At 40.3% G+C, this 24,567-nt stretch carries 24 protein-coding genes; 15 read left to right on the top strand and 9 right to left on the bottom strand.

Annotation, left to right across the window (positions count from 1 at the left end; translation table 11 throughout):
- Positions 1-17: 17 nt before the first annotated feature.
- The 4 genes from FGK98_RS08655 to FGK98_RS08640 form a co-directional block, all read right to left on the bottom strand.
- On the bottom strand, positions 18-662 hold the full coding sequence (locus tag FGK98_RS08655; RefSeq protein ID WP_138101061.1) for a recombinase family protein: 645 nt from the start codon (positions 660-662) through the stop codon (positions 18-20).
- Positions 663-738: 76 nt separating this feature from the next.
- The gene (locus FGK98_RS08650; RefSeq protein ID WP_125833871.1) at positions 739-1,137 is read right to left on the bottom strand and encodes a hypothetical protein; all 399 of its coding nucleotides are present in this window, start codon (positions 1,135-1,137) and stop codon (positions 739-741) included.
- Between the two features lie 228 nt (positions 1,138-1,365).
- Positions 1,366-2,094 carry an AAA family ATPase gene (locus FGK98_RS08645; protein ID WP_197733261.1) on the bottom strand — a complete coding sequence of 243 codons (729 nt, stop codon included), beginning with the start codon at positions 2,092-2,094 and terminating at the stop codon, positions 1,366-1,368.
- A 30-nt stretch (positions 2,095-2,124) separates the two neighbouring features.
- A complete protein-coding gene (locus tag FGK98_RS08640) occupies positions 2,125-3,228 on the bottom strand; it encodes a hypothetical protein (RefSeq protein WP_138100842.1) in 1,104 nt (367 codons plus the stop codon).
- 131 nt (positions 3,229-3,359) lie between these two features.
- Here FGK98_RS08640 and FGK98_RS08635 point away from each other — a divergent pair, with 131 nt between their 5' ends.
- The 7 genes from FGK98_RS08635 (at position 3,360) to FGK98_RS08610 (ending at position 11,598) form a co-directional block, all read left to right on the top strand.
- Positions 3,360-3,620, top strand: a complete 261-nt coding sequence (locus FGK98_RS08635; protein ID WP_125844582.1) for a hypothetical protein — start codon at positions 3,360-3,362, stop codon at positions 3,618-3,620.
- Between the two features lie 9 nt (positions 3,621-3,629).
- Positions 3,630-3,830, top strand: coding sequence for a hypothetical protein (locus FGK98_RS08630; protein WP_138100841.1), 201 nt, complete (start codon positions 3,630-3,632; stop codon positions 3,828-3,830).
- 157 nt (positions 3,831-3,987) lie between these two features.
- A complete protein-coding gene (locus FGK98_RS09940) occupies positions 3,988-4,155 on the top strand; it encodes a hypothetical protein (protein WP_171011135.1) in 168 nt (55 codons plus the stop codon).
- Positions 4,156-4,157: 2 nt separating this feature from the next.
- Positions 4,158-6,380, top strand: a complete 2,223-nt coding sequence (locus FGK98_RS08625; protein ID WP_138100840.1) for a type IV secretory system conjugative DNA transfer family protein — start codon at positions 4,158-4,160, stop codon at positions 6,378-6,380.
- Positions 6,381-6,473: 93 nt separating this feature from the next.
- Positions 6,474-7,277 (top strand): replication-relaxation family protein, encoded by an 804-nt coding sequence (locus FGK98_RS08620; protein WP_138100839.1) that lies wholly within the window; start codon positions 6,474-6,476, stop codon positions 7,275-7,277.
- 206 nt (positions 7,278-7,483) lie between these two features.
- Entirely contained in the window at positions 7,484-9,187 is a 1,704-nt protein-coding gene (locus tag FGK98_RS08615) for a recombinase family protein (protein ID WP_138100838.1), read from the top strand.
- Between the two features lie 182 nt (positions 9,188-9,369).
- Entirely contained in the window at positions 9,370-11,598 is a 2,229-nt protein-coding gene (locus FGK98_RS08610; RefSeq protein WP_138100837.1) for an HAD-IC family P-type ATPase, read from the top strand.
- Positions 11,599-11,659: 61 nt separating this feature from the next.
- Here the strand turns inward: FGK98_RS08610 and FGK98_RS08605 are convergent, their stop codons facing one another.
- The 4 genes from FGK98_RS08605 to FGK98_RS08590 all read right to left on the bottom strand — a co-directional run bounded on the left by FGK98_RS08605 (position 11,660) and on the right by FGK98_RS08590 (position 15,549).
- Positions 11,660-12,571, bottom strand: coding sequence for a PTS system mannose/fructose/sorbose family transporter subunit IID (locus FGK98_RS08605; RefSeq protein WP_138100836.1), 912 nt, complete (start codon positions 12,569-12,571; stop codon positions 11,660-11,662).
- A 14-nt stretch (positions 12,572-12,585) separates the two neighbouring features.
- Positions 12,586-13,398: a PTS mannose/fructose/sorbose transporter subunit IIC gene (locus tag FGK98_RS08600; protein ID WP_138100835.1), complete on the bottom strand. Its 813-nt coding sequence runs from the start codon at positions 13,396-13,398 to the stop codon at positions 12,586-12,588.
- 73 nt (positions 13,399-13,471) lie between these two features.
- The gene (locus FGK98_RS08595; protein WP_138100834.1) at positions 13,472-14,461 is read right to left on the bottom strand and encodes a PTS sugar transporter subunit IIB; all 990 of its coding nucleotides are present in this window, start codon (positions 14,459-14,461) and stop codon (positions 13,472-13,474) included.
- 275 nt (positions 14,462-14,736) lie between these two features.
- Positions 14,737-15,549, bottom strand: a complete 813-nt coding sequence (locus FGK98_RS08590; protein WP_138100833.1) for a Cof-type HAD-IIB family hydrolase — start codon at positions 15,547-15,549, stop codon at positions 14,737-14,739.
- 186 nt (positions 15,550-15,735) lie between these two features.
- Here FGK98_RS08590 and FGK98_RS08585 point away from each other — a divergent pair, with 186 nt between their 5' ends.
- The 7 genes from FGK98_RS08585 to FGK98_RS08555 all read left to right on the top strand — a co-directional run bounded on the left by FGK98_RS08585 (position 15,736) and on the right by FGK98_RS08555 (position 22,960).
- Positions 15,736-17,154: an NCS2 family permease gene (locus FGK98_RS08585; protein WP_138100832.1), complete on the top strand. Its 1,419-nt coding sequence runs from the start codon at positions 15,736-15,738 to the stop codon at positions 17,152-17,154.
- A 53-nt stretch (positions 17,155-17,207) separates the two neighbouring features.
- Positions 17,208-17,915 carry a CPBP family intramembrane glutamic endopeptidase gene (locus FGK98_RS08580; protein ID WP_138100831.1) on the top strand — a complete coding sequence of 236 codons (708 nt, stop codon included), beginning with the start codon at positions 17,208-17,210 and terminating at the stop codon, positions 17,913-17,915.
- 103 nt (positions 17,916-18,018) lie between these two features.
- Positions 18,019-18,963 (top strand): dihydropteroate synthase, encoded by a 945-nt coding sequence (gene folP, locus FGK98_RS08575; protein WP_138100830.1) that lies wholly within the window; start codon positions 18,019-18,021, stop codon positions 18,961-18,963.
- A gap of 1 nt (position 18,964) precedes the next feature.
- Entirely contained in the window at positions 18,965-20,263 is a 1,299-nt protein-coding gene (locus tag FGK98_RS08570) for a bifunctional folylpolyglutamate synthase/dihydrofolate synthase (protein WP_138100829.1), read from the top strand.
- 3 nt (positions 20,264-20,266) lie between these two features.
- Positions 20,267-20,821, top strand: a complete 555-nt coding sequence (folE, locus tag FGK98_RS08565; protein ID WP_138100828.1) for a GTP cyclohydrolase I FolE — start codon at positions 20,267-20,269, stop codon at positions 20,819-20,821.
- Between the two features lie 41 nt (positions 20,822-20,862).
- Complete coding sequence (gene folK / locus FGK98_RS08560) at positions 20,863-21,684, top strand: 2-amino-4-hydroxy-6-hydroxymethyldihydropteridine diphosphokinase (RefSeq protein ID WP_138100827.1); 822 nt, start codon at positions 20,863-20,865, stop codon at positions 21,682-21,684.
- Positions 21,677-22,960 (top strand): DUF308 domain-containing protein, encoded by a 1,284-nt coding sequence (locus FGK98_RS08555; protein ID WP_138100826.1) that lies wholly within the window; start codon positions 21,677-21,679, stop codon positions 22,958-22,960. Before folK ends, FGK98_RS08555 begins: the two co-directional genes overlap by 8 nt.
- Positions 22,961-23,010: 50 nt before the next feature.
- Here FGK98_RS08555 and FGK98_RS08550 read toward each other — a convergent pair whose 3' ends face one another.
- Positions 23,011-23,328, bottom strand: coding sequence for a DUF960 domain-containing protein (locus tag FGK98_RS08550; protein WP_138100825.1), 318 nt, complete (start codon positions 23,326-23,328; stop codon positions 23,011-23,013).
- Between the two features lie 203 nt (positions 23,329-23,531).
- Between FGK98_RS08550 and ccpA the strand changes: the two genes are divergently transcribed.
- On the top strand, positions 23,532-24,542 hold the full coding sequence (gene ccpA / locus FGK98_RS08545; RefSeq protein ID WP_138100824.1) for a catabolite control protein A: 1,011 nt from the start codon (positions 23,532-23,534) through the stop codon (positions 24,540-24,542).
- Positions 24,543-24,567: the final 25 nt, after the last annotated feature.

Here is a 24,567-nt window from a genome sequence, read left to right as displayed (position 1 = left end):
AAGGATTTGTCAATCAATTATAGGTGATTTCTTCTATTTATTTGAATACCATTGCGCTTTAGCACATTATAAATGGTTGCGGTGGAAATTTCCAGTTGATTGGCTATATTTCGAACAGAATTTTCTTTTTGTAGGTATTGCTCAATTATTTGTTTTTCGGTATCTTTAGACAACCCTTTATTTCCTAGTTTTACACCTCGCTCTTTAGCTTTACGGAGTCCATCTTTAGTGCGTTCAGAAATAGCTTGGAGCTCCCATTCTGCCACATAACCTAACATCAAACAAAAGAACTTTCCAGTTAAAGAATCTGTCTCAATATTCTCATGAATAGATTGTAGACGAATGTTATTCTTGGTTAAATCTTCAATAATAGCAGAGAGGTGAAGCATCTTTCTCGTAAGTCTATCTAATTTGTATACGACAAAATTTGTTTTAATGCCTTGTTGAGCGTATTTTTTCGCAAGTTTCAAAGCCTTATCAAGTTGAGGGCGTTCTTGATTGCCACCAGAATCTTTTTCAATATAGAGCTTGTCGCAAAAGCTGAGCGCCTCTTTTTGAACAGACAGCCCCAATTCTTGCCGATTATCTGTTGAGCTAACGCGAGCATAGCCGATAGTCATGGTTTTGATGTTTTCTAATTTGTTCTTGTGATGGTTTGTCAAAATTTCTCCTTTCTTTACTATTGTAGCAGGAATAAAAGAGGAGAAATATAGAAAAAGAGCCATTTGGCTCTCAATATCATAAACTGATTACTTTTAAATCAAGTAACTTATTATATAACTCATCAGCATTAGCTCCTTGTTCTTGAATCCAATATAAGGCTAATACAAGTTTTTGAGGTGACTCTGCCTGCACGCAAGCTTGCCATTGACCGTTTAGAAAAATAGGAATAAATACACCATATAGACCCTCAAAATAGCTAATATCTGCTATACCCGTTCTTTTATACATAGCTAAACATATATCGTAAGCTGAATTGAAAACATCATCTAATTCAAATCCCTCTGAACGAAGCCATTCCGCAAACTCTAATAAACTATGTAAAGAGCTTCCCTCATGTTTAACGATAGAATAATAGTATACTCTATCCGAATTAGATAATTGCTGAATGGTTTTATCTTTAAATTTTAAATCCACTATATCAAACCTCTATACTCCGACTTAGACTTCACCAGAGCCATTACACTCTATACATTTACCATTCCCGTCACACTGTATACAACGACTACCTCCACCAGAAAAAACATTATTTGGATTGGGGTGAGGATTATTCATTCTGTCATCACCAGTTCCATTGCAGAAACGACAAATTCCAGTTCCATTGCAAACACCACATTGAGCCATAAGGAACCTCCTTTTTTATTTTTATTTCTTCAAAAGATTTCGCAATATAAGTTCAGGATTTTCTAAAGTAAGTTTTGTAATTTGATAGCTTTCTGAATCGTGATAATCAATTTCTTGAATAGATTCATTAAAATTGTATATTTTTGAATTTGGTAAAGCTGTAATAATAGGGGAATGAGTAGCTATGATGAATTGAGCTCCGCTTTGCGTTAGTTCATATATCTTTGCCATAAAGGCTAATTGATTTTGTGGCGAAAGAGCAGCTTCTGGTTCATCTAAGATATATAATCCATTAGGTTTAAATTTATTTAAAACCAGACCTAAGAATGCCTGACCGTGCGAGCGTTCGTGAGGGATTCCGCCGTAAGAATCTAATTTATAGCCCATAGCAATCTCTCTACTGTATATATCTTCCAGATAAGTAGCTACATTATAAAAACTTTCAGCCCTCAAGAAAAATCCATCCCGTGGTCGCTTAGCTCCTCTAACAATCTGAATATATTCGCTAAGGTTTGAATGAGTTTCTTTAGTTGCAAAATTAAAATTAACAGTTCCACCCTCAGGGTTAAATCCTAAAGAAACCGCAATACCTTCAAGTAAAGTTGATTTACCACTCCCATTTTCGCCCATAAAAAAGGTAATGGGAGAAGACAAATTTAAAGAATCAATGGAATTTATTGATGGAATTTCAGAGTAGTATTTACCTTTAGGTATAGGTTTTATCCTTATTTCTTTGATAAAAGCATCCATTGTATCCCCTTTCATTTTTTATTATATCATTTATCTTTTGATAGATAAAGTAAAATCAATTAGTAAATAAAAAATAATTTCATCATTTTCCAAATTATTACTTCCACCTACAGTAAGCTCAATTTTATCTTGTGTTGTGAAAGCTCTATTTTCTAGATAATTTACAACATTTTCTGTTAAGATTACCATATTTTTCATTTTCGAAGCGGTATAGTCATAACTGGCTTTTATAGATAAAGCGAAACTTTTAACTTTAAAAATTTTATTGATAGCTTCTTTGGGTAAATGTCTATCAATAACTTCATGAAATTCATCTTCATTTTTACAAAAGCCAGCAATTAAGGTTAATTTGTTGCTATCTTTAAAATTGCTTTCAATAAACTGAGCGATTCGCTCATTGATGGTCTCATTTTGAATTATAAAACCATTCTGGATAATTGGCATTTTGGAAATAGAATCTTGAATCAAAACTTTTAAAGTGGATGAAACGAGATTTTTATTATCGTTTAACGCTTCAGGCTTATATAAATCAAAATAAAAAATCTGTTGTTGACTTTTTAAAGCTTCCTCAATAGCTTTTCTATGTGAATATGGCGTTAATAGAATCTCATTTTCAAGATACTTAAAAATGTGCTGGTTAATGATTTGCGCTTGTCTTAATTCTTCTGAGTTTTTGGAAGGAATATTCGAAAGATTCACCAAGAAAATCAAAAGGGTCGCCAAGTAAAATTCATTTTCTTGACAATGATTAAGCAATTCTATTTTTTCGCTACCAAAAACAACGGTAGCTTTTTTGGCTTGGTTTAAAAGAGCGGATTTGATTTTAAAAACAGCTTGATTATAATCGAAAGTTTCATCACGGTTTAAATCTTTCAAAATATCAGCTATCCTTTGAGACTGAAAACTTAAATCACTAATCGGCAAAGCTTCGCGGTAAAATTCTGGAACTTCTTCATCGCCCGTAAAAATGCGGTTGCTAGAAACACGGTTAATTTCTGGAATAAATGAAATTTTAGGGTTATTTTCACCCACCAATCTATTCAAAACACTATTGACGAAATCTTCTTGGTTTCGTTTTTTCTTTTCAGATTTTTGCAAAATATAGCAAAACCATCCTAATCTAAATTCAGTCATACGATTTCTCCTTGAGATTTCTGAGATTTTTTACCTGATGAATGAGATAAATATATTCGCTACACTATAATCATAAACAAAGTCGACAATGTTTATAACCTAAATTATACCAAAATCAAAGGAGAAATCTCATGAATCATATTCAAAAGTCAACCCCAAAAGTAGACCTTCCTCAACTTGTTAGCCCCTATCAGTTAGAAGTGGCTAAAACACTGAGTGAAGCGATGGCAGATAATCAAGCCTTGGAGCTTCTCGCTAGCGACATTTTATATAAAGTGGGCAATCTGGCGCTTACTCAGTCTGAAATACTCAAAAATACGCCAGAAGCTAAAGCATATACAGATTATATCCTCAAAGCGTTCACTTATTACGCTACTGAAAAGATGAAATGAGGTAGCTTTATGATAGATTACCTTATAGCTTTTATGATTATCGTCGTTGCCATATTTATTTGGGATTGGTTCGAAAAACCAAGACCAGAAGACAAAAAACACTGTAGTGAAGAAGAAATCGCCCTGGCAGAATTTCTGGAAAAGCGGCAAGAAATCAATCAACTTTTTTTGGTTGCTAAAGCAGAAATGCGAAAAATTTCAAGAAAATAAAAGGATTGTTTAGACTAGACAAACGGTCAAAATATGTTCAAATATACTACTGTTTCATTGCCTAAAATTCATTCCAATCGCTCTAAAAACTGAAGGTAGCGAAATTTAACTTTTTACCAATTTTCTTGTATAAATAGAGGCAGAAAGGAGACCAGCTATGAAAAAACTAATAGCATACATTCTTGGATTTGTTGCTTTTGCTTGGCTTATTAACTGGGCGGTGAAACTAATTCTAGAAGTTTGGTGGTTCTTGATTTTGATGACTGCAGTTATTTTCATTGGCTGGCTTGCCTTTCGGATTATTAAATCTAAAGATTGGAGGTAGAGATGAAAAGAAAATTCGAAGCACTATCTTGGAGTGAATTCAACTGGATGCGCCCGTTTGAGATAGATGATGTGAAATCTATGTTGGGTCAACTGGTGGGACTAAGTCGGCGCAAAGCAGTTATCTTTGAAATTCGATTATCTAAGAATCGCGTGCGCTATCTGCTAGGAACGGAAGAACAGGACAAACGACATATAAGCCAACTAATTCAATCGCACCGAGCTATTCAGTTTTCAAGGGCCTCAAAGCGTGAAAAACTACTTTCGGTTGCACGGTTAGTGAATATCAAAGAATCTCACTATGCTTTAAAAATAGACTCTGCAGAAAATATGATACGTTCAAGTCTTGCAATTTCAAAAATACTTCAGCAAGATGAGACAGTGGTTGTTCAGTTGGTTATTGGTGCAGGCTCACCACCTCGCCCGCAGCCAAAAGATTTGCCGAATTTATCTGCTAAATGGTATCAATTGATTACAAATAATGTTCCTGAGCTTTCCGAAAATTCCAAAAAGCTGATGAAACAAAAATTAAATCAATCTACTTTTAAGTGTGAAATTCGTCTTGGTGTCCAATCTCGCAGTATTTTGCGAACAAAGGAATTTCTTACTAGCCTGCTTAGTAGTTTTCGCATGATGGAATCAAATGCAACAATTGAATTAAAACCATTAGCTATCCAAAAACTCAATCAAGCGCAACCTTCTTGGACTTATCCCTATAGTTTGGGAGTTTCAGACCTCGCTTGTTTTCTACTTCTGCCAATTGGTGAAGAAAATATTACAGGTGTGCCAAATGTTCACCCTAAATTAGTAGCGCCACCTTTGGGCTACAATGTTAATCGAAAAATTCAGCGAAGTTTGGCACAAACGGTTGAAAGTCAATCAAGACCAATTCAAATTTCAGCTCAAGCTGGCAAAAAGCACACCGTTTTTCTCGGCTCAACTGGCTGCGGCAAAACCACTTCTATGAGTCATTTGATTTTATCAGATATACAGTCGAAAAGTCACAGCATGGTTGTAGTTGATGCAAAGGGTCAACTAACTCATGAACTATTAGAGCGCACATCAACTGAACACGATGAAGATATAGTAGTCATCTCACCAATCGCCAAACGAGTTGTTGGTGTCAATCCTTTTGAACTAACTAAATATGGTATTGAACCCGAAGTTATCGCAGACTATCTGTTGGAGCTATTTAAAGGACTTTATCCTGAACATTTTGGAATTTACTCACTGGATATTCTATCACATAGTTTTCTAACACTTGCTAGAATTCCAAACACTTCTTTAGTCATGTTACCGAGTTTACTCACTAACCAGTCCTTTCGAAACAAACTATTAAGAGAGTTAAAAGACCCAATTGGGCTGGAAAGTTTCTGGAACTGGTTTGAACTGCTTAGTGAAGCCCAACGTCATCAGATGTTAAACCCCATTTTGAATAAATTCCGCCAGTTTTTGCTTCGACCGCAACTTCGGGCAATGTTGGGACAAACTAATCCAAATTTCAGTCTTGTGGAAATCTTCAAAAGTCGAAAAATCGTATTGATTCCACTAAATAAAGCGATAATTGGTTCAGAATCTGCCAAACTTATCGGTAGCCTAATCACTTCAATGCTATGGATGTTAATTTTGCGCCAGTCTTCGGTTGAGCCAAGCAAACGCCAATCGGTCTTTATCTATATTGATGAAACACCGAGTTTCCTAGGAATCCCTAACGCTAACTTAGACGAAGCACTTTCGCAATCTCGCCAATTTAATGTTGGCTGGAATATTGGCTTCCAACACCTCGCCCAGATGTCGCCTCAGCTAAAAGCTGGAATTGAATCTAATGTTGCGAATAAAATCGTTTTTGGCTTGAATCTTGATGAAGCCCGCGAAATGGCAAAATATACTCTGGAGATTGATAAAGAAGATTTTTACAGCTTGCCCCCATTTTGGGCATATATCAGGACAGAAGTTTCACCCAATGCTTATCGATGGATTATTGGTAAAACCTACCCACCTAAACCAAAAATTAGAGATAGTCGTGTGCCATTTTTGAATAGCTTGAGCCGATACGGACAAGATATTTCAGAAATTGAAAGCCAATTCGAAAACTGTATTTTTGACAAATCTACTTTGAAAAATGAAAATTCTAACCAGAAATTAACAGATTTAGGGCGAAAGAAGCGTTCCAATCGCTCTTCGAATCGTGTTGATGAAGAAAATCCGTCCACCCCTGACAAATAAAGGTTTTCAGGATTTTCACTCACACGACTTACTCCGTAACTAAGCACATTTTACGGGAGCACCCCCTTTAAATTTTAATGGAGAACAAAACAGATGAAATGGAATTACAAAACAGATAACGACACGCAAATTCTTTACTTTTTGAGCCAAGCAAGATTTGCGACAACTAACCAACTAGCCAGACTCTTTTTTGCCAGTAGCGTGAGAACTGAAACCGCCATTCGCCGTGCTAATTTTGCACTACAAAGTCTGAAGAAAGCTGGATTGGTTTCACACTTGAAACGGCGAGTCGGTGGCGCACGCCGCGGTTCAGCTTCTTATGTTTGGCAAATTACTTTTCAGGGACTAAAATTTCTTAAAAACCAAGATGAAACAGTTGTTTTGCGCTATAAAAATAAATACGAGCCAACTCAACATCATGTTGAACATACTTTAGCAATTATAGAAATCTTTGTTGAGACACTAGAGGCTGTTCGAAATTCAGAAAAACTGTCGCTTGAAACTTTTTCCTTTGAGCCAAACTCTTGGCGAAGCTACCAAAAACTTTCTGGTGTTGGAATGACTTTGAAACCAGACGCTTATTTAGAGCTAGTCAATCACGATTACGAAGACCATTATTTTCTGGAAATAGACCGAAGCACGGAAAGTCTTGCGCGTATTGCAAATACTTGTAAGAAATATATTGAATATTATCGCTCAGGTATTGAACAGCGCCAAAAGGAAGTTTTTCCCTATGTTTTGTGGGTTGTGCCAGATGACAAGCGCAAACTCACTATCTCGAAAGTGATTCAAAAAGAACTATATAACTTTTGGGAACTATTCACCGTGATTACTTTGGACGAATATTCAGATTATATCAAGGGAGGAATAGCTAATGAATCAAAAGAATCAAGATAGAGACTCAAACCAGCCCTCACGCACCGCCGATGAAATTTGTCGAATTGGTCGAACGACTTACTTAATCCGTCACCGTTTTACTGGAAATCGCAATCTTGAAAATGTCCTAGAAAGGTTGATTTTAAGCGATAAATCACTACTTTAACAGTAGTAAAAATGGTATAATAGAAGCATAAGGTGTGTGAACTCCAAAAGGAGAAAAACACATGAACAGAACTTTGACAATTTCAGATTATAGACAAGTAGATACTTCAAATCTTTCAGATATTACGGTGGTTTATTGTCGCTTAAGTCAAGATGATGGACTGGACGGAGATAGTAACTCAATTACCAATCAGAAGAATATTCTTCTTGATGTAGTAGCGAGAGAAAAACTGCCAAATCCAGTTCTTTTCGTTGATGATGGTTTCAGTGGCACAAATTTTGACCGTCCAGCTATTTCAGAAGCACTTAGATTGGTGGAAAATCGGCAAGTTTCAAACTTTCTTGTAAAGGATTTAAGCCGTTTAGGTCGCTCTTATATCAAGGTTGGTCAACTAACGGAAATTACTTTCCCTAGCTTTGATGTCCGCTTTATTGCTTTAAATGATGGTGTAGATTCAAATAAGCCTAATGAAACTAATTCTATTTTCTTGCCAATCAAGAGTTTAATGGATGAAATGTATGCGGCAGATACCAGCAAGAAGATTCGGGCGGTGGTGCAAGCTAAAGCGAGAGCTGGCGAGCGTGTCACAGTAAATCCACCTTACGGCTATCTCAAAGATTCAAATAACCCTAAAAATTGGATTATTGACCCAGTTGCCAGTGAAGTTGTGAAACGGATTTTTCAAGAAGCGAAAAGCGGAAAAAGTCTTTCGGAGATTGCGAAAGGGTTAGAAAATGACAAAATTTTTAAACCAGACCGTCACCGAATAGAAATCGGTTTGAAGTCAATTTCTTCCAGCCCAAATGTGGAAACTTTGCCATATTTTTGGACGCGGGAAACCCTAAGCGCTATTTTAGGGCGTGAAGAGTATCTCGGGCATACTGTCAATCTTCGAACTCGGACAAAATCTTACAAAGATAAGCGTAAGGTGGATAACTCAAAGGAGGATTGGTTAGTTTTCAAAAATACTCATGAAGCGATAATTGACCAAGAAACTTTTGATGTTGTCCAGAAGATGAGGAGTCATAAGCGGTCTAATCAACGATATAAAAATCGGGCTGGTCACGAAAACTTGTTTGCGGGATTAGTTTTTTGTGGAACTTGTGGGCGAAAGCATTATTTCTGCCCACAAGAGAAAAACGGACTAAATCATGACCATTACAAGTGTTCTGGCTATCGCAAGCCGATTGATGGTTGCGAAAATCCACACTACATTCAAAAATCCGCCCTGATTAAGATTGTGAGCGACAAACTTCGTCAAACTATCCACGAGTGTCAATTAGACCAAGAAACCTTTTTAAAAAAGCTAGAACAGCAAAGCCAAGCTCAATTCAACAAAGACAACAACCGCCAGCAACTGCAACTTCAAAAGGATGAACACCGCTCTAAAGAGATTGATACCATCATCCAAAAACTTTACGAAGATAATCTACTTGGCAAAATTTCAGATGAACGCTTTGTGAAGCTAAGTCAGAGCTATGAAGAAGAACAGAAACAGCTCCAAACTTCCATTTCTGACTTAACCGAAAAACTCACCAAACAACAAGAAGATAGCCTTAACATCTCCAAGTTTATGGCGAGAATTTCAAAATATACAGAGCTACCAGAATTAACCGTTGAAATAGTGAATGAACTGATTGACAAGATTGTAATTCACAAGCCAACTGGTACGAAACGCAATCGTATTATTCAGATTGACATTTATTATAATTTCATCGGAAAACTAAACAACGAAAAAAGCGAGCCAAACAACTTGGCTCGCTAAACATTAACCCATTTAACTAAACTGCTGGGTGTCAGGTCAGCTAAATCCTAGCCTTTTTTAAGTCCTTCTTAAAGTGGGGATAGATGGTGCTTGTCAAGTAAGTCTTTCTTAGTTTGAGTCTTTAAGTGACAGAGGAAAAGATATGTGTTATTATAGTAGTACAAAAGGATATCGGAGTAGAGATGAAGTATTTAAGCAGTCAAGACATCAAGGATCGTCAACGAAACATCAGCGACATTAAACCCTATAAAACAACCAAGGAAATCGTCGTTTCAAATATCTTTACCTTCTTTAATGCCATGAACTTGGCTCTGGCAGTTCTGGTAGCCACAACCTTGCGATTTGAAAATATGCTCTTTTTAGGTGTGATTGCTATCAATACAGCCATTGGCATTTTCCAAGAAGTGCGTTCAAAAAATGCCTTAGAAAAGCTGAGTTTGCTTGGTAAAAGTAAGTACAAAGTCAATCGAGATGGTCAAACGATCGAGATTGATCCGGAGGACATTGTTTTAGGGGAGTATCTGCATCTCAATCTGGGTGATCAGGTGCCTGTTGATGCAGAAGTTCTTGAAGGGAATATTGAAGTGGATGAGTCCTTGCTGACTGGTGAGAGTGATTCGATCTTTAAAACGGTTGGTGATAAGCTGATGAGCGGAAGCAATGTCGTCAGCGGTACTTGTCTGGTCACGGCGACGGCTGTGGGGCAGGATAGCTATATTAACAAGCTCACAAAATCCAGCAAGGAATTCAAAAAATATCCTTCTCAACTACGCGATTACATGAATAAGATTTTAAAAATCGTCTCTATCTTGCTGGTGCCAGTTGCCATTCTGCTCTATGTCAGAGGTTTTAGTTTAGGGCGGTCTTATGTTGAGATTGTCTTGGGAAGTTCAGGTGCCTTGATCGGTATGATTCCAGAGGGCTTGATTCTCCTGGTCAGTGTATCCCTTGCGGTAGCGGCCATGAAGCTGGCTAAAAAGAAGGTTCTGGTGCAGGAGCTATACTGTGTAGAGACTTTGGCGCGTGTAGATGTTCTTTGTTTTGATAAGACAGGTACCATCACGACTGGTAATATGAAAGTCCAAGAAATGGATGCTAATGTGGCAGAGAAACTGTCTTCTTATCTGGCTTATTTCGAGGATGAAAATGCAACTTCCCGAGCTCTGAAGACTTACTTAACCTGTGAGAAAAAGTGGGAAGTTCAAGAAGTCGGTGCCTTTTCAAGCAAAAACAAGTATTCCTTTGTCCAAGTAAAAGATGGTGGGACCTATTTCTTCGGAGCCTATGAATTTCTAGGCTTTACCCAGCCGATGGATGCCTACTATGAGCATCTGAAACAGCAAGGTTTTCGAATTTTGTCCCTTGCTCATAGTAAGGACCAAATCACGAGTCCAGCCAATATGGAATTACTAGGGCACGTCGTTTTGTCAGATGAGATTAAGGATAATACCAAGGAAACCTTTGACTATTTCGAGTCACAAGGTGTTGAAGTGAAGATTATCAGTGGTGATAATCATGTAGCTGTATATGGGGTGGCTCGTAAAGCAGGTTTTAAGGAAGAAGCACGGGCGATTGATATGACCAAGGTGAGTGAACAAGACTTTGAAAGAGTGGTCTTGGAGCATGATATCTTTGGTCGCGTGACTCCTGAGCAGAAAGAAAAGATGGTGACCGTTTTGCAAAATGCTGGTAAAACAGTTGCCATGAGTGGCGATGGGGTCAATGATGTTCTGGCTCTCAAGAAAGCAGATATCAGTTTTGCTATGAATGGTGCTACTAGCGCAGCCAAAAGTGTATCCAATATTGTTTTCCTGACAGATGACTTTGCAGTATTTTATGATATCTTGATGGAAGGTCGCCGTGTCATCAATAACATCCAAAAGGTGGCTTCTCTCTTTCTAACAAAGACCTTCTTCTCCATCGTGTTTGCCATTTTGAGTGTGATATTTGGTTTAGAGTTTGCCTTTATCCCCATTCAGTTTACAATCATTTCAGCCATTACGATTGGGATTCCATCCTTCTTCCTGACTTTTGAGTCTAATAAAGAAAAGGTCAGCACGCATTTTATGAGAGATATCCTAACCAACGCTGCGATTGGTGGAGGCGTTCTGGTTGCTAGTGTTCTCTTGACCAATTTCTTTATCACTGTCCCAGGTCAGGTCAAATTTATTTGCTTCCTCCTTGCCCTGATCAATGGTCTGTGTCTAGTTGCCAAGGTCAGCCTGCCTTTTAATCGATACAAGTTACTCTTGCTCACGTTTTTGAGCTTTGCAGCTCTTATTGGCGTCCTTGCAAATACTTTTATTCTGCAAGGAGCTTTTGTGCCTTTAGCAACCAAAGAGATGCTCTATGTTGCCATTCTAGCAGTAGTGATTGGAAGCTTTCATTATCTTACTCGGAGAAAAAGTTGATACACAAAAAGAATCAGGTTTAATCCTGATTCTTTTTTATCTATATTCTCAATTGCTTGGATTACATGATACCGAAGAAACGAGCTGCGATACCTACTGCAAAGAGAGCAAGGATGATTGAGATTGGTGATACTTTTTTCTTAAGCAACCACATGCAAAGGAAAGTAAGGAGAAGTCCCATCAATCCTGGAATCAATGAGTTCAACTGACCTTGAAGGGTTTGTGGTTGAATCTTATCTAGGCTCAATCCACCAAGTGCTTGACCAAGAATACCTTTCAATTCAGCACCTGATACAGGACCTTCTGGGAAGTTAATGTAAGCACCTTCAGCCAATTGTTTACCTGGAAGGTTCACAGTAAAGTTGATAGATACCCAACGTTGTACAAGAACGGCAAGGATGAACATACCAAGGATAGAAGCACCTTTAGTGATGTCTTTCAAGATACCACCAGACATGTCTTTAGTGATTTCAGATCCAGCTTTGTAACCGAACTCTTGTGTGTACCATAGGAAGGCCATACGGATAGCATTCCATCCGAAGAAGAAGAGAAGAGGACCAACAAGGTTACCAGATGCAGCAAGAGATGCACCAAGAGCTCCAAGGATAGGACGAACTGTAAACCAGAATACTGGGTCACCGATACCAGCAAGAGGTCCCATCATACCGATTTTAACCCCTTGGATAGCCGCGTCATCGATTTCAACACCGTTAGCACGTTCTTCTTCAAGTGCAAGCGTAACCCCCATGATTGGAGCAGCTACGTATGGGTGAGTGTTGAAGAACTCAAGGTGACGCTCAAGTGCAGCGGCTTGTTCTTCTTTAGTAGTGTACAATTTTTTGATAGCTGGGATCAATGAGTAAGCCCAACCCAAGTTTTGCATACGCTCATAGTTCCAAGAACCTTGAAGGAATTGTGAACGCCACCAAACTTTTTGACGATCTGATTTTGATAATTGAATTTTTTCAGCCATGATTGTTCCCCTTTCTAGTAGTCTTCTAGGATATCACCGATTGGGTCGTTAGAAGTCGCAGCTCCTCCGCCACCGTTACCACCTTGTTTTGAAAGGTTAAGGTAGATGAAGGCAAGAGCAACACCGATGACACCAAGGGCAATCAAAGTCAATTGAGAAATCGCTGCAAGAGCGAAACCGATAGCGAAGAATGGCCATACTTCACGAGTTGCCATCATGTTGATAACCATAGCGTAACCAACGGCAACGACCATAGCACCACCGACAGCCATACCACCGTTCAACCAGTCTGGCATCAATTTAAGAGCATCTTGAACGGCAGAAGCTGGGATGGCGATAAGGAAGGCTGCAGGGATGGCAATACGAAGGCCTTGAAGAAGAAGTGCAACAAAGTGAGCACGTTCAACAGCTGCAATATTTCCTTCTTTAGCAGCAGCATCGGCAGTGTGAACCAAACCAACTGAGATTGTACGAACAATCATTGTCAAGAAAAGTCCAGCTACGGCAAGAGGGATAGCTGTTGCTGTTGCAACCGCGATACCTTCAGTAGTAAAGTTTCCACCTTTGATCAAGATGATCGCTGCAGCAACAGATGCAAGAGCAGCGTCAGGAGCTACGGCAGCTCCGATGTTTGCCCAACCAAGGGCGATCATTTGAAGAGATCCACCAAGCATAACACCTGCTTCGAGGTTACCAGTTGCAAGTCCGATAAGGGTACATGCGACGATTGGTTGATGGAATTGGAATTGGTCGAGGATACCTTCAAGACCTGCAAGGAAGGCGACAACTACAACCAAGATAGCAGAAATGATTGAAATATCTGACATGGTTTTATTCCTTTTCTATTTAATTATATAAAGTGTAAAATCTTTCTTCTAAGAGTTCGAGAGAAGATTCCAATTATTGAACGTTCGCTTTGTTAATCAAGTCAAACAAATCTTTTTTCGTGTCGTTTGGTACTTTACGTACGTCAAATTCAACACCGAGGTCACGCATTTTTTCAAAGGTGGCAACGTCTTCCTTGTCCATAGACAAAACGTTGTTAATCATTGTTTTACCTGTTGAGTGAGCCATAGAACCAACGTTAAGAGTCTTGATTGGCACGCCACCTTCGATGGCACGAAGTGCATCTTGTGGTGTTTCAAACAAGATAAGGGCATGTGTTTCGCCGAAACGTGGGTCTTTTGCAACGTCAATCAATTTTTGGATTGGTACGACGTTGGCTTTTACTCCGTTTGGAGCTGCTTGTTTGATCAATTCTTTACGCAAGTCGTCGTTAGCAACGTTGTCTGAAGCAACGATGATACGGTTTGCTTTTGAATCTGGAGTCCAAGCAGTTGCAACCTGACCGTGAAGTAGACGAGTGTCTAGACGAGCAAGGTTGATTTTCAGTTTGCCGTCTCCGATAACAGTTCCTTCTGGGATAGCTGCTTGGGCTACTGGACCAGCCGCAGCACTTGCAACTTCCTCAACTGGGTTGAGCTCTTCTGGAAGAGCTTTGATGCCATCTTTGGCTTCTTTAATGATATTCGCAGCGACTTTTTCCACACCTGCATTTGCGTCCATAAGGCGCTCTGTGTAGGCTTGGATCAACATCGGTAAGTTCAGTCCTGTGATGATGGCAAACTTACGATCTGGGTTTTCTCCCATCACGCGGCTAGCTTGGTTGAATGGAGATCCACTCCAAAGGTCAGCCAATACTAGAACCTCATCTTCTGCGTCAAATGCAGCCACAGCGTTGTTGAATTTAGCGTAAAGGTCATCTGGACCTTCATTTGGCATAAAGGTTACAACTTGAACCTTTTCTTGTTCACCAAAGATCATAGATCCTGACTGATGAATACCCGCAGCAAATTCGCCGTGGCTCGCAATAATGATTCCGATACTCATTATTGTCATTCCTCCTTATAAAATGTTTGACTGTGTGTTTAAGAAAACTTTAAGCCTAATTAAGTATAAACCGTTTTCATATAAAAAGCAACCATTTCTTATAAATATGTGTTAATTTTCAATGAAAACTCGTTTACAAAATGTTAATATATAAATATTTTGTGGAAATGTATGAAAAAATAAGAGAGTAATTTAATATAAAAAAATGAAAACAGGCCGATTAATTGAAAAATTGTGAAAATCAAAAAAGCTAGCACAGGCTAACTTTTTGAGTGTTATAGGAACAAATCTTGTAGGGTATGGGCAACACCATCTTCATCATTTGTCAGAGAGAGTTGCTCATCTGCATATGGTAGCAAATCGGGATTGGCATTCTTCATAGCATAACCCTTGCCTGCAAAAGCCAGCATTTCGGTGTCATTATGTTCATCTCCAAAGGCAATCAGGTCTTTTTTATCACGATTCATAACATTGAGCAAATATTCGAGGGCAAAGGCCTTGTTTACACCTTTTGGAGTACATTCGAGGATGTTGAGGGGGCCTCCCCAAGTATTGATGGATAGTTGGTGTTGATAAAAACGATTCATCTCGTCTGCAAGAGCGTATTTGTCCTCAACCCTTGTTTGCAAGAGGATGCAGTTGGGATCCTTGGTCACCAGTTCAGGCTTGAATTGATTTTCGGGTTGGAAATTTTCCACACCAAATAATTTTGGATCTGCGATTTCTTCATTAGGAGCTGTAATGTAAAATTTCTTACGGTATTCCCCTGCAATAAAGTCAGCTTGGATATCCTCTTTGCGTTGGACTATGTCCAAGAGGTATTTTTTGTCCAAGGTCAAGCACTTCTCATGCGCCCAAGTCTGTCCGGGTAGATGGGTGAGGGATCCATTAAAGTTAATCATGGGAGTATGCAACTCTAGTTCATGGTAAAATTCTTTTGCCATGCGGTAAGGACGGCCTGTCGTGATGACAACATGGTGTCCCTTTTCAGTAATTTTTTTGATTGTCTTTTTGGTAAAATCGGAGAGCTTGCTTTCACCATTGAGCAAGGTTCCGTCCAAATCGACTGCAATAATTTTTTTAGTCATATAAACCTTCCTAGTAGATTCCAGATAAGATGTCTACTATTATATCAAAAAGAAAGAAGAAAAACAGACTCAAAACAAAAAATAAAAATTCCATTTGGTTAAATAATTCAAACAAACATATTGAAAAGGTGAATTATAAATGGTATAATACTCACATTGTTCGTAAAAAACAAAAGGAGATTTATGATGGACAAACTATTTAAACTAAAAGAGAACGGAACAGATGTTCGTACAGAAGTTCTCGCTGGTTTAACAACTTTCTTTGCAATGAGTTATATCCTCTTTGTAAACCCTCAAATGCTTTCACAGACTGGTATGCCTGCTCAAGGTGTTTTTCTTGCAACGATTATCGGTGCGGTAGCTGGTACCTTGATGATGGCTTTCTATGCTAATCTGCCTTACGCTCAGGCACCAGGTATGGGACTCAACGCCTTCTTTACCTTTACAGTTGTTTTCGGGCTTGGTTATTCATGGCAAGAAGCCTTGGCAATGGTCTTTATCTGTGGGATTATTTCATTGATTATTACCTTGACGAATGTTCGTAAAATGATCATTGAATCTATTCCTACTGCACTTCGCTCCGCTATTTCCGCGGGTATCGGTGTCTTTCTTGCCTATGTAGGGATTAAGAATGCTGGCCTTTTGAAATTCTCGATCGACCCAGGAACTTATACTGTTGCTGGAGAAGGAGCGGATAAGGCGCAAGCTGCAATTACAGCGAACTCTGCAGCGGTGCCAGGTTTAGTAGACTTTAATAGTCCAGCTGTTTTGGTTGCGCTTGCTGGTCTTGCAATTACGATTTTCTTTGTTATTAAGGGAATCAAGGGAGGAATTATCCTTTCTATCCTCACAACGACTGTTCTTGCTATTGCTGTTGGTTTAGTGAACCTATCTAACATTGACTTTTCTAGCAATAACTTCGGCGCTGCAGTGGAAGGTTTGAAGACAATCTTCGGTGCAGCACTTGGTTCGGAAGGCCTAGGAGCACTATTTTCAGATACAGCTCGTTTGCCTGAAACCTTCATGGCTATCCTTGCCTTCTCATTGACAGATATTTTCGATACAATCGGTACTCTTATTGGTACGGGTGAAAAAGTTGGTATCGTAGCAACAACTGGTGAAAATCACCAATCAGATAAGCTGGATAAGGCTCTTTACTCTGACTTGATTGGTACCTCTATCGGTGCGATTGCGGGTACTTCAAACGTAACAACTTATATTGAGTCTGCTGCTGGTATCGGTGCAGGTGGACGTACTGGATTGACTGCCTTGGTAGTTGCGATTTGCTTCGCTATTTCAAGTTTCTTTAGTCCACTTTTGGCGATTGTTCCATCATCTGCGACAGCACCAATTTTGATCATCGTTGGAATCATGATGCTTGGTAGCTTGAAAAACATCCAGTGGGATGATATGGCTGAGGCTGTTCCTGCCTTCTTTACATCTATCTTCATGGGATTCAGCTACTCAATCACTCAAGGGATCGCAGTTGGTTTCTTGACTTATACTTTGACAAAAGTTATCAAAGGGCAAGCCAAGGATGTGCACATGATGATTTGGATTTTGGATGCCTTGTTTATTCTGAACTATATCAGCATGGCGCTATAAATGGTATAATATAGAAAGGGGGGCCTCCCCTTTTTATTATAAGGAGGTATATCATGAAGAAAAAAAGTATCTGGCAAGAAATTCTGGATAGAGGAATATGGGTGTTGATTTTTTTAATAGGACTGGTATTATCCCAACTTCCCTTAATTTTATCTGCCCTTTTATCCGCTAGACAATTCCCGCTCCTCCAGTCAGGACTCCTAGTGGCTTTACTGTCGGTTGCTATTCTAATTGTTTTTATCTTTAGTGCGCGAAAAACAGAACTTGCGACCTTCAATCTTTCTTTTTTCAAGGCAAAAGACCTGGCTCGCTTGGTGTTGAGTTATCTAGTGATTTTTGCTAACAATTTGTTTGGTGCAGCTTTGCTTCGTCTGATGAATGAATCTACGACCGGCAATCAATCAACTATTAATAATCTGGTTCAGAATAGCTCGCTGATTTCCAGTTTTTGCTTACTGGTTCTGATTGCTCCCATTTGTGAGGAAATATTGTGTCGTGGAATTATCCCTAAAAAGATCTTTCGCGGGAAGGAGAAGCTGGGTTATCTTGTAGGTGCAGTCGTCTTTGCCTTGCTCCACACACCGACCAATCTGCCTTCTCTCCTTATCTATGGAGGAATGTCGACAGTTTTAACTTGGACAGCCTACAGAACAGAACGTTTAGAGATGTCAATCTTGCTTCATATGATTGTCAATGGTATCGCCTTTTGTTTGCTGGCTTTACTGGTTTTGATTAGTCGAAATTTAGGCTTGCCTTTCTAAAGCATTTCCTTACTTGGAAAAGATGAATGCTAGCGTATCCATCTTTTTCTTTTTATGGTAAAATAGAGAAATAATGTGGTGAAAAACCTTGAGGAGTGACCCTATGTCCAATAAAGCTAGTCAGGCAAAAACAGCCATTTGCGGAATTATCAATGTAACCCCAGATTCCTTTTCGGATGGTGGACAGTTTTTTGCTGTTGACCAAGCGCTCCAGCAAGCCCGTAAATTGATAGCTGAAGGAGCGAGCATGCTAGATATCGGTGGAGAATCGACTCGTCCGGGCAGCAGCTATGTAGAGATAGAAGAGGAAATCCAGCGTGTTGTTCCAGTGATTAAAGCTATCCGTAAGGAAAGTGATGTCCTCATTTCCATCGATACTTGGAAGAGTCAGGTAGCAGAGGCTGCTTTGGAAGCTGGTGCCAATCTGGTAAATGATATCACTGGGCTCATGGGTGATGAAAAAATGGCTCATGTGGTTGCCAAAGCGGGAGCGCAAGTGGTCATCATGTTTAATCCAGTTATGGCTCGACCTCAACACCCTAGTTCGCTCATATTTCCTCGTTTTGGCTTAGGAGAGCCTTTTACAAATGAAGACTTGGCAGACTTTGAACAACTACCAGTAGAAGAATTGATGACAGCTTTCTTTGAACGAGCTTTGGCGAGAGCAGATCAAGCTGGGATTGCAAAAGATAAGATCATGTTGGATCCAGGAATTGGATTTGGTCTGACCAAGAAAGAGAATCTGCTCCTTCTAAGGGATCTTGACAAACTGCATCAGCAGGGCTATCCAATCTTTCTCGGTGTTTCGCGCAAGCGATTTGTTATCAATATCCTTGAGGAGAATGACTTCGAAGTCAATCCTGAGACGGAAGTCGGTTTCCGCAATCGGGACACCGCTTCGGCTCATGTAACGAGTATCGCTGCGAGACAGGGTGTAGAAGTGGTGCGCGTGCATGACGTAGTCAGTCATAAGATGGCAGTTGAAATTGCGTCAGCCATTCGTTTGGCAGATGATGCGGAAAATCTAGATTTAAAACAATACAAGTAAGATGAAAGAAATTCAAAACAATCAGTGGATTGCCCACTATCGGACAGACCAACCGCATTTTGGTTTGGAACGGATGGTAGAACTCCTAGAACTACGAGGCAATCCCCATCTCAAACTCAAGGTCATCCACATCGGTGGAACCAACGGCAAGGGCTCGACCATTGCTTTTCTGAAAACTATGCTGGAAAAGATGGGGCTGAAAGTTGGAGTCTTTAGCTCGCCCTATCTCATTCATTACACAGACCAAATTAGCATCAACGGGATATCCATCCCAGAAGCGAGACTAGAAACCATGATGGCAGACTATCGTGCTATACTCGAGGGGGAGAAGGGTGCTGCTTTACAAGGAACGACCGAGTTTGAGATTATCACAGCCCTAGCTTATGATTATTTTGCCACTGAAAAAGTTGATGTGGCTATCATGGAAGTCGGCATGGGTGGACTTCTGGATAGTACCAATGTCTGCCAGCCCATTCTGACAGGCATCACGACCATTGGCTTGGACCATGTAGCCCTACTGGGTGATACCTTGGAAGCCATAGCAGAGCAGAAGGCTGGGATTATCAAGCAAGGTGTTCCTTTGGTGACAGGTCGCATAGCTCCAAAAGCCTTGGCTGTTATCGACCATATGGCAGAAGTTAAACATGCACCGAGACTTGCCTATGGGACAGATTATCAGGTTTGTCATCAAGAAAGTGTGGTGACAGGTGAGGTCTTTGACTATACAAGTGCTGTCAGACAAGGTCATTTCCAGACAGGTCTACTTGGTTTGCATCAGATCGAGAATGCAGGGATGGCGCTTGCTCTTCTAGACACTTGTTGCCAAGAGATTGGGCGAGAATTAGCTAGCAATGACTTGGTTGCTCAAGCCTTGGAAGAAACCAGATGGCCAGGGCGTTTGGAGGTTCTGTCTGGCGACCCCTTGATGGTTTTGGATGGGGCCCATAATCCCCATGCTATCAAGGCTTTATTAGCAACCTTGCAAGAACGATTTGCGGACTATCATAAGGAAATTCTCTTTACCTGTATCAAAACCAAGGCTTTGGAGGATATGTTGGATTTGCTGGAGTCGGTGCCAAATAGTCAACTGACTCTGACTCATTTTGAAGATAGTCGAGCTACTGATGCGAAAGTGATGCAAGAAATTGCAGCTTCTCGAAAACTTAACTACCAAAGTTGGCAGGAGTTTTTAGAACAAAAATTGAAAGTAGATGAAGAGAAACAAACAGTTAGGATTGTCACGGGTTCCTTGTATTTCTTGAGCCAAGTGAGAGCCTACCTAATGGAGAGGAATAACTAGAGAATGGATACACAAAAAATTGAAGCGGCTGTAAAAATGATTATCGAGGCTGTTGGTGAGGATGCTAACCGCGAAGGATTACAAGAAACACCTGCTCGTGTAGCTCGTATGTACCAAGAGATTTTTTCAGGTCTTGGTCAAACTGCGGAGGAACATTTGTCAAAATCCTTTGAGATTATTGACGATAATATGGTGGTGGAGAAGGATATCTTTTTCCACACCATGTGTGAACACCACTTCTTGCCCTTCTATGGGAGAGCGCACATTGCCTATATTCCAGACGGTCGTGTGGCAGGCTTGTCCAAGCTAGCTCGTACGGTTGAAGTTTATTCGAAAAAGCCACAAATTCAAGAACGTTTGAATATTGAAGTGGCTGATGCCTTGATGGACTATCTGGGGGCTAAGGGAGCCTTTGTTGTGATTGAAGCGGAGCATATGTGTATGAGTATGCGTGGTGTTCGAAAACCAGGAACTGCAACTTTGACAATAGTTGCTCGTGGCCTATTTGAGACAGATAAGGATCTCCGAGATCAGGCTTATCGTCTTATGGGACTATAAAAGAATCCGCTATAAGCGGATTTTTCTAGAAAGGACTAGTTATGGATCAGCTAAAGATTAAAGATTTGGAAATATTTGCTTATCACGGACTCTTTCCAAGTGAGAAGGAATTGGGGCAGAAGTTTGTTATTTCCGCAAGCTTATCCTATGATATGACCAAGGCAGCGACTGAGTTAGATTTGACTTCTTCTGTCCACTATGGAGAACTTTGCCAACAGTGGAAGACTTGGTTTCAGGAAAACACTGAGGATTTGATTGAAACGGTAGCCTACAAACTAGTAGAGCGTACCTTTGAGGCCTATCCCCTTGTCCAAGAGATTGAACTGGAACTCAAAAAACCTTGGGCACCGGTGCATTTGCCACTAGATACTTGCTCGGTAACCATTCACCGTCGCAAGCAACGGGCCTTTATCGGCCTAGGAAGCAATATGGGCGATAAGCAAGCAAACTTGGAACAAGCTATCGACAAACTGCGAGCTCGCGGCATCCATATTCTCAAAGAATCCAGTGTTTTGACGACGGAGCCTTGGGGCGGTGTGGAGCAAGATAGTTTTGCCAATCAGGTGATTGAAGTAGAAACCTGGCTACCAGCACCAGTCTTGTTAGAGACCTTGTTAAGCATTGAGTCAGAAATGGGACGGGTTCGAGAAGTGCATTGGGGGCCTCGCTTGATTGATTTGGACCTGCTTTTTGTGGAGGACCAGGTCATTTATACAGACGACCTTATCTTGCCTCACCCTTACGTAGCAGAACGCCTCTTTGTCCTTGAGCCGTTAGTGGAAATAGCTCCCCATTTTATCCATCCAATCTTAAAACAACCAATTCGCTACTTGGTTGACCAGTTGGAGCAAGGAAATGCCTAAACTTTCCGAGACCTATAGTAAGTGGAAGAGTATCGGGGAGGGACTGCTTGCTATTACTTTGGGGCTTCTCCTGATTTGTTTTGGACAAGTTATTCCGCGGATGGGGTACCAGTTGCTGATGGGCTACTTTTCCTTATCAGCAGTTTGGCACTTGTTGACTCGCTGGTTTCAGGATAAAAAACGTCGGGAAAATATCTTTGTAACCTTGGCCAAGCTGGTGGTTGTGGCTCTCATGTTTGACTCTATCATCTTGCAAGACTTTGCCCTCTATCTCCTAGTCTTTGTCATTGCGAGCTACCAGCTGTTTACGGGTGGCATTAGTCTTGTGACATGGTCTCTCTATCGAAAAAATGCCATTCATCCTCGTCTTCACCATCTCTTCGATGCTGTATGGATGATAGGATTCGGTCTTTATAGCATCTCTCCTTTTCACGATGCAGCGAATTTTGAATTGCTCTTGCTTGGGTTTTACTTGCTCATGCTAGGGGCTAGTAGCCTTCGGGACGGTTTCTTTTTTGAAAGGATAGAAAACAATCCCAAGCTGAAGCGACGTATGCGAATGACCCTGCCTATCTTTGTGACGGCTCTGATTCCTATCAGCACCTTGCGAAAACTAAATGAGTGGCTGGCAAATCATGAAAGCCAAGAAGGGGAAGTTCATTCGGAAAGAAAAAACGACCAGACGGTTGATCTGGAAATTTTTATCCATACCTCAGAAACCTCCTTCTTCCTCGCCATGGGACATGTGGATATTTGTTATCAAGGGCAGGTTATTTCCTATGGTTCGTATGATCCTCACTCGGAGCGTTTATTCGGCATGGTTGGAGACGGTGTTTTGTTTAAGGCTAATCGGGAAAAATACATTGAGCTTTGTAAGAGGGAGAGTCAGAAGACTTTGTTTGCTTATGGTCTGAGTTTGACAGCCCAACAGAAAGCAGCTATCCAAGCTCGCTTAGCAGAGATAGAAGACCTGTTAATTCCTTGGAAACCAAGCTCTCAGTTGATAAAAAGAAGAGAGGGAGAGGTCAAGCATACCTACTCCTACCAACTGAAACAGGAAGCGGATGCGATGCTTTATAAATTCAGCTCATCCGAGTTTAAGACCTACTTTGTTCTCAGTACCAATTGTGTCTTGCTGGCAGACTCTATCGTGGGAAAAGCTGGGACTGATATATTGAGTCCTCAAGGTTTCATTGTGCCAGGGACTTATCAGGATTACCTTGATTTAGAGTATACAAAGCCCAACGGTCTAGTTGTCAGTCGATCCATTTATTAGAAAAAGAAAACTCTAGTTCCTCAGCAGTTTGCGCCGAGAAGCTAGAGTTTTTAAAATAGGTCATTTTCCTCAGGAAGGAGGATGGTTTCTCTACCGTCCATGTCTAAAACAAGGACCTTAGGAGGATAAAGAGGATCGAAGGGATGATTAAAATCAAAGTCGATACTAGTCGGTAGGTGTTGACTAGAGAAATGGAAGGTGATGGTTCCCTCGTTATTGAGCAGTTGAAATTCGAGTTCCTCTTCTAATTCAAAGACGTTTTTCAAAAAATGATCGATAATAAACCATAAAGAGTCAATAACATCATCAGGCAAGCTGGTTACAACGCCAAAACTGGCCGAACGTCTCTGGGTATTTGTAAAAGCCATAGCCTCTCCCTCCTTTGTTTTTCTTATGATACAGTAAAAAAGTTCAAAAATCAAGGAAACCTACTTGCTTTTTCAAAATGAGAATAGACTGTGAAATTTTTTCAAAGTTTCTCTAAAAAATACTTGAAAGTGTTTACAATAAGTGATAAAATGGAGTAAACAGATGCGTGAAAGCGAAATTTTCAATATAGAAAGGAAACGGAATGAACACAGACGATACAGTAACGATTTATGATGTTGCTCGTGAAGCGGGTGTTTCCATGGCAACTGTTAGCCGCGTAGTGAACGGAAATAAGAACGTCAAAGAGAATACTCGTAAAAAAGTTCTAGAGGTGATTGATCGTCTTGACTACCGTCCAAATGCGGTAGCGCGTGGCTTGGCCAGCAAGAAAACCACGACAGTTGGTGTTGTAATTCCTAACATTACTAATGGTTATTTTTCAACACTTGCTAAGGGGATTGATGATATTGCAGAGATGTATAAGTACAATATCGTCCTAGCCAACAGTGACGAAGACGATGAAAAAGAAGTTTCAGTAGTTAATACTCTCTTTTCAAAACAGGTTGACGGGATCATTTTTATGGGCTATCACTTGACTGAAAAGATTCGTTCAGAATTTTCTCGTTCTCGGACACCAGTTGTCCTTGCAGGGACTGTGGATATCGAACACCAGTTGCCAAGTGTTAATATTGACTACAAACAAGCAACGATTGACGCAGTGAGCTATCTTCTCAAAGAAAATGAGAAAATTGCTTTTGTGAGTGGCCCACTTGTCGATGATATCAATGGCAAGGTTCGTTTGATTGGTTATAAGGAAGCTTTGAAAAAAGCGGGAATTCCTTATAGCGAGGGCTTGGTCTTTGAATCAAAATATAGCTATAACGATGGTTATACCTTGGCAGAACGATTGATTTCATCACAAGCCACAGCAGCAGTTGTGACTGGTGACGAATTGGCAGCAGGTGTGCTAAATGGGCTGTCAGATCATGGTGTTTCAGTGCCAGAAGAGTTTGAAATTATTACAACTGATGACTCTCAAATTGCACGATACACTCGTCCAAACTTGACGACAGTTGCCCAACCTCTTTATGACTTGGGTGCTATCAGCATGCGTATGTTGACTAAGATTATGCATAAGGAAGAATTGGAAGAGCGTGAAGTTCTCCTACCTCATGGCTTGACAGAGCGTCGTTCGACACGAAAACGTAAATAGAAAAAATCAGGGAATCGTGAAGATT

The sequence above is a fragment of the Streptococcus australis genome, assembly GCF_901543175.1.
Lineage (GTDB): Bacteria > Bacillota > Bacilli > Lactobacillales > Streptococcaceae > Streptococcus > Streptococcus australis_A.
Note: the sequence above shows the minus strand (reverse complement) of the source record. Positions and strands in the feature narration are given on the sequence as shown.

Bases quoted from the DNA above. Each gene is read 5' to 3' on its own strand.
- FGK98_RS08645 (WP_197733261.1), bottom strand. From the start codon at position 2,094: ATGGATGCTTTTATCAAAGAAATAAGGATAAAACCTATACCTAAAGGT.
- FGK98_RS08640 (WP_138100842.1), bottom strand. From the start codon at position 3,228: ATGACTGAATTTAGATTAGGATGGTTTTGCTATATTTTGCAAAAATCT.
- FGK98_RS08635 (WP_125844582.1), top strand. From the start codon at position 3,360: ATGAATCATATTCAAAAGTCAACCCCAAAAGTAGACCTTCCTCAACTT.
- FGK98_RS08630 (WP_138100841.1), top strand. From the start codon at position 3,630: ATGATAGATTACCTTATAGCTTTTATGATTATCGTCGTTGCCATATTT.
- FGK98_RS09940 (WP_171011135.1), top strand. From the start codon at position 3,988: ATGAAAAAACTAATAGCATACATTCTTGGATTTGTTGCTTTTGCTTGG.
- FGK98_RS08625 (WP_138100840.1), top strand. From the start codon at position 4,158: ATGAAAAGAAAATTCGAAGCACTATCTTGGAGTGAATTCAACTGGATG.
- FGK98_RS08620 (WP_138100839.1), top strand. From the start codon at position 6,474: ATGAAATGGAATTACAAAACAGATAACGACACGCAAATTCTTTACTTT.
- FGK98_RS08615 (WP_138100838.1), top strand. From the start codon at position 7,484: ATGAACAGAACTTTGACAATTTCAGATTATAGACAAGTAGATACTTCA.
- FGK98_RS08610 (WP_138100837.1), top strand. From the start codon at position 9,370: ATGAAGTATTTAAGCAGTCAAGACATCAAGGATCGTCAACGAAACATC.
- FGK98_RS08605 (WP_138100836.1), bottom strand. From the start codon at position 12,571: ATGGCTGAAAAAATTCAATTATCAAAATCAGATCGTCAAAAAGTTTGG.
- FGK98_RS08600 (WP_138100835.1), bottom strand. From the start codon at position 13,398: ATGTCAGATATTTCAATCATTTCTGCTATCTTGGTTGTAGTTGTCGCC.
- FGK98_RS08595 (WP_138100834.1), bottom strand. From the start codon at position 14,461: ATGAGTATCGGAATCATTATTGCGAGCCACGGCGAATTTGCTGCGGGT.
- FGK98_RS08590 (WP_138100833.1), bottom strand. From the start codon at position 15,549: ATGACTAAAAAAATTATTGCAGTCGATTTGGACGGAACCTTGCTCAAT.
- FGK98_RS08585 (WP_138100832.1), top strand. From the start codon at position 15,736: ATGGACAAACTATTTAAACTAAAAGAGAACGGAACAGATGTTCGTACA.
- FGK98_RS08580 (WP_138100831.1), top strand. From the start codon at position 17,208: ATGAAGAAAAAAAGTATCTGGCAAGAAATTCTGGATAGAGGAATATGG.
- folP (WP_138100830.1), top strand. From the start codon at position 18,019: ATGTCCAATAAAGCTAGTCAGGCAAAAACAGCCATTTGCGGAATTATC.
- FGK98_RS08570 (WP_138100829.1), top strand. From the start codon at position 18,965: ATGAAAGAAATTCAAAACAATCAGTGGATTGCCCACTATCGGACAGAC.
- folE (WP_138100828.1), top strand. From the start codon at position 20,267: ATGGATACACAAAAAATTGAAGCGGCTGTAAAAATGATTATCGAGGCT.
- folK (WP_138100827.1), top strand. From the start codon at position 20,863: ATGGATCAGCTAAAGATTAAAGATTTGGAAATATTTGCTTATCACGGA.
- FGK98_RS08555 (WP_138100826.1), top strand. From the start codon at position 21,677: ATGCCTAAACTTTCCGAGACCTATAGTAAGTGGAAGAGTATCGGGGAG.
- FGK98_RS08550 (WP_138100825.1), bottom strand. From the start codon at position 23,328: ATGGCTTTTACAAATACCCAGAGACGTTCGGCCAGTTTTGGCGTTGTA.
- ccpA (WP_138100824.1), top strand. From the start codon at position 23,532: ATGAACACAGACGATACAGTAACGATTTATGATGTTGCTCGTGAAGCG.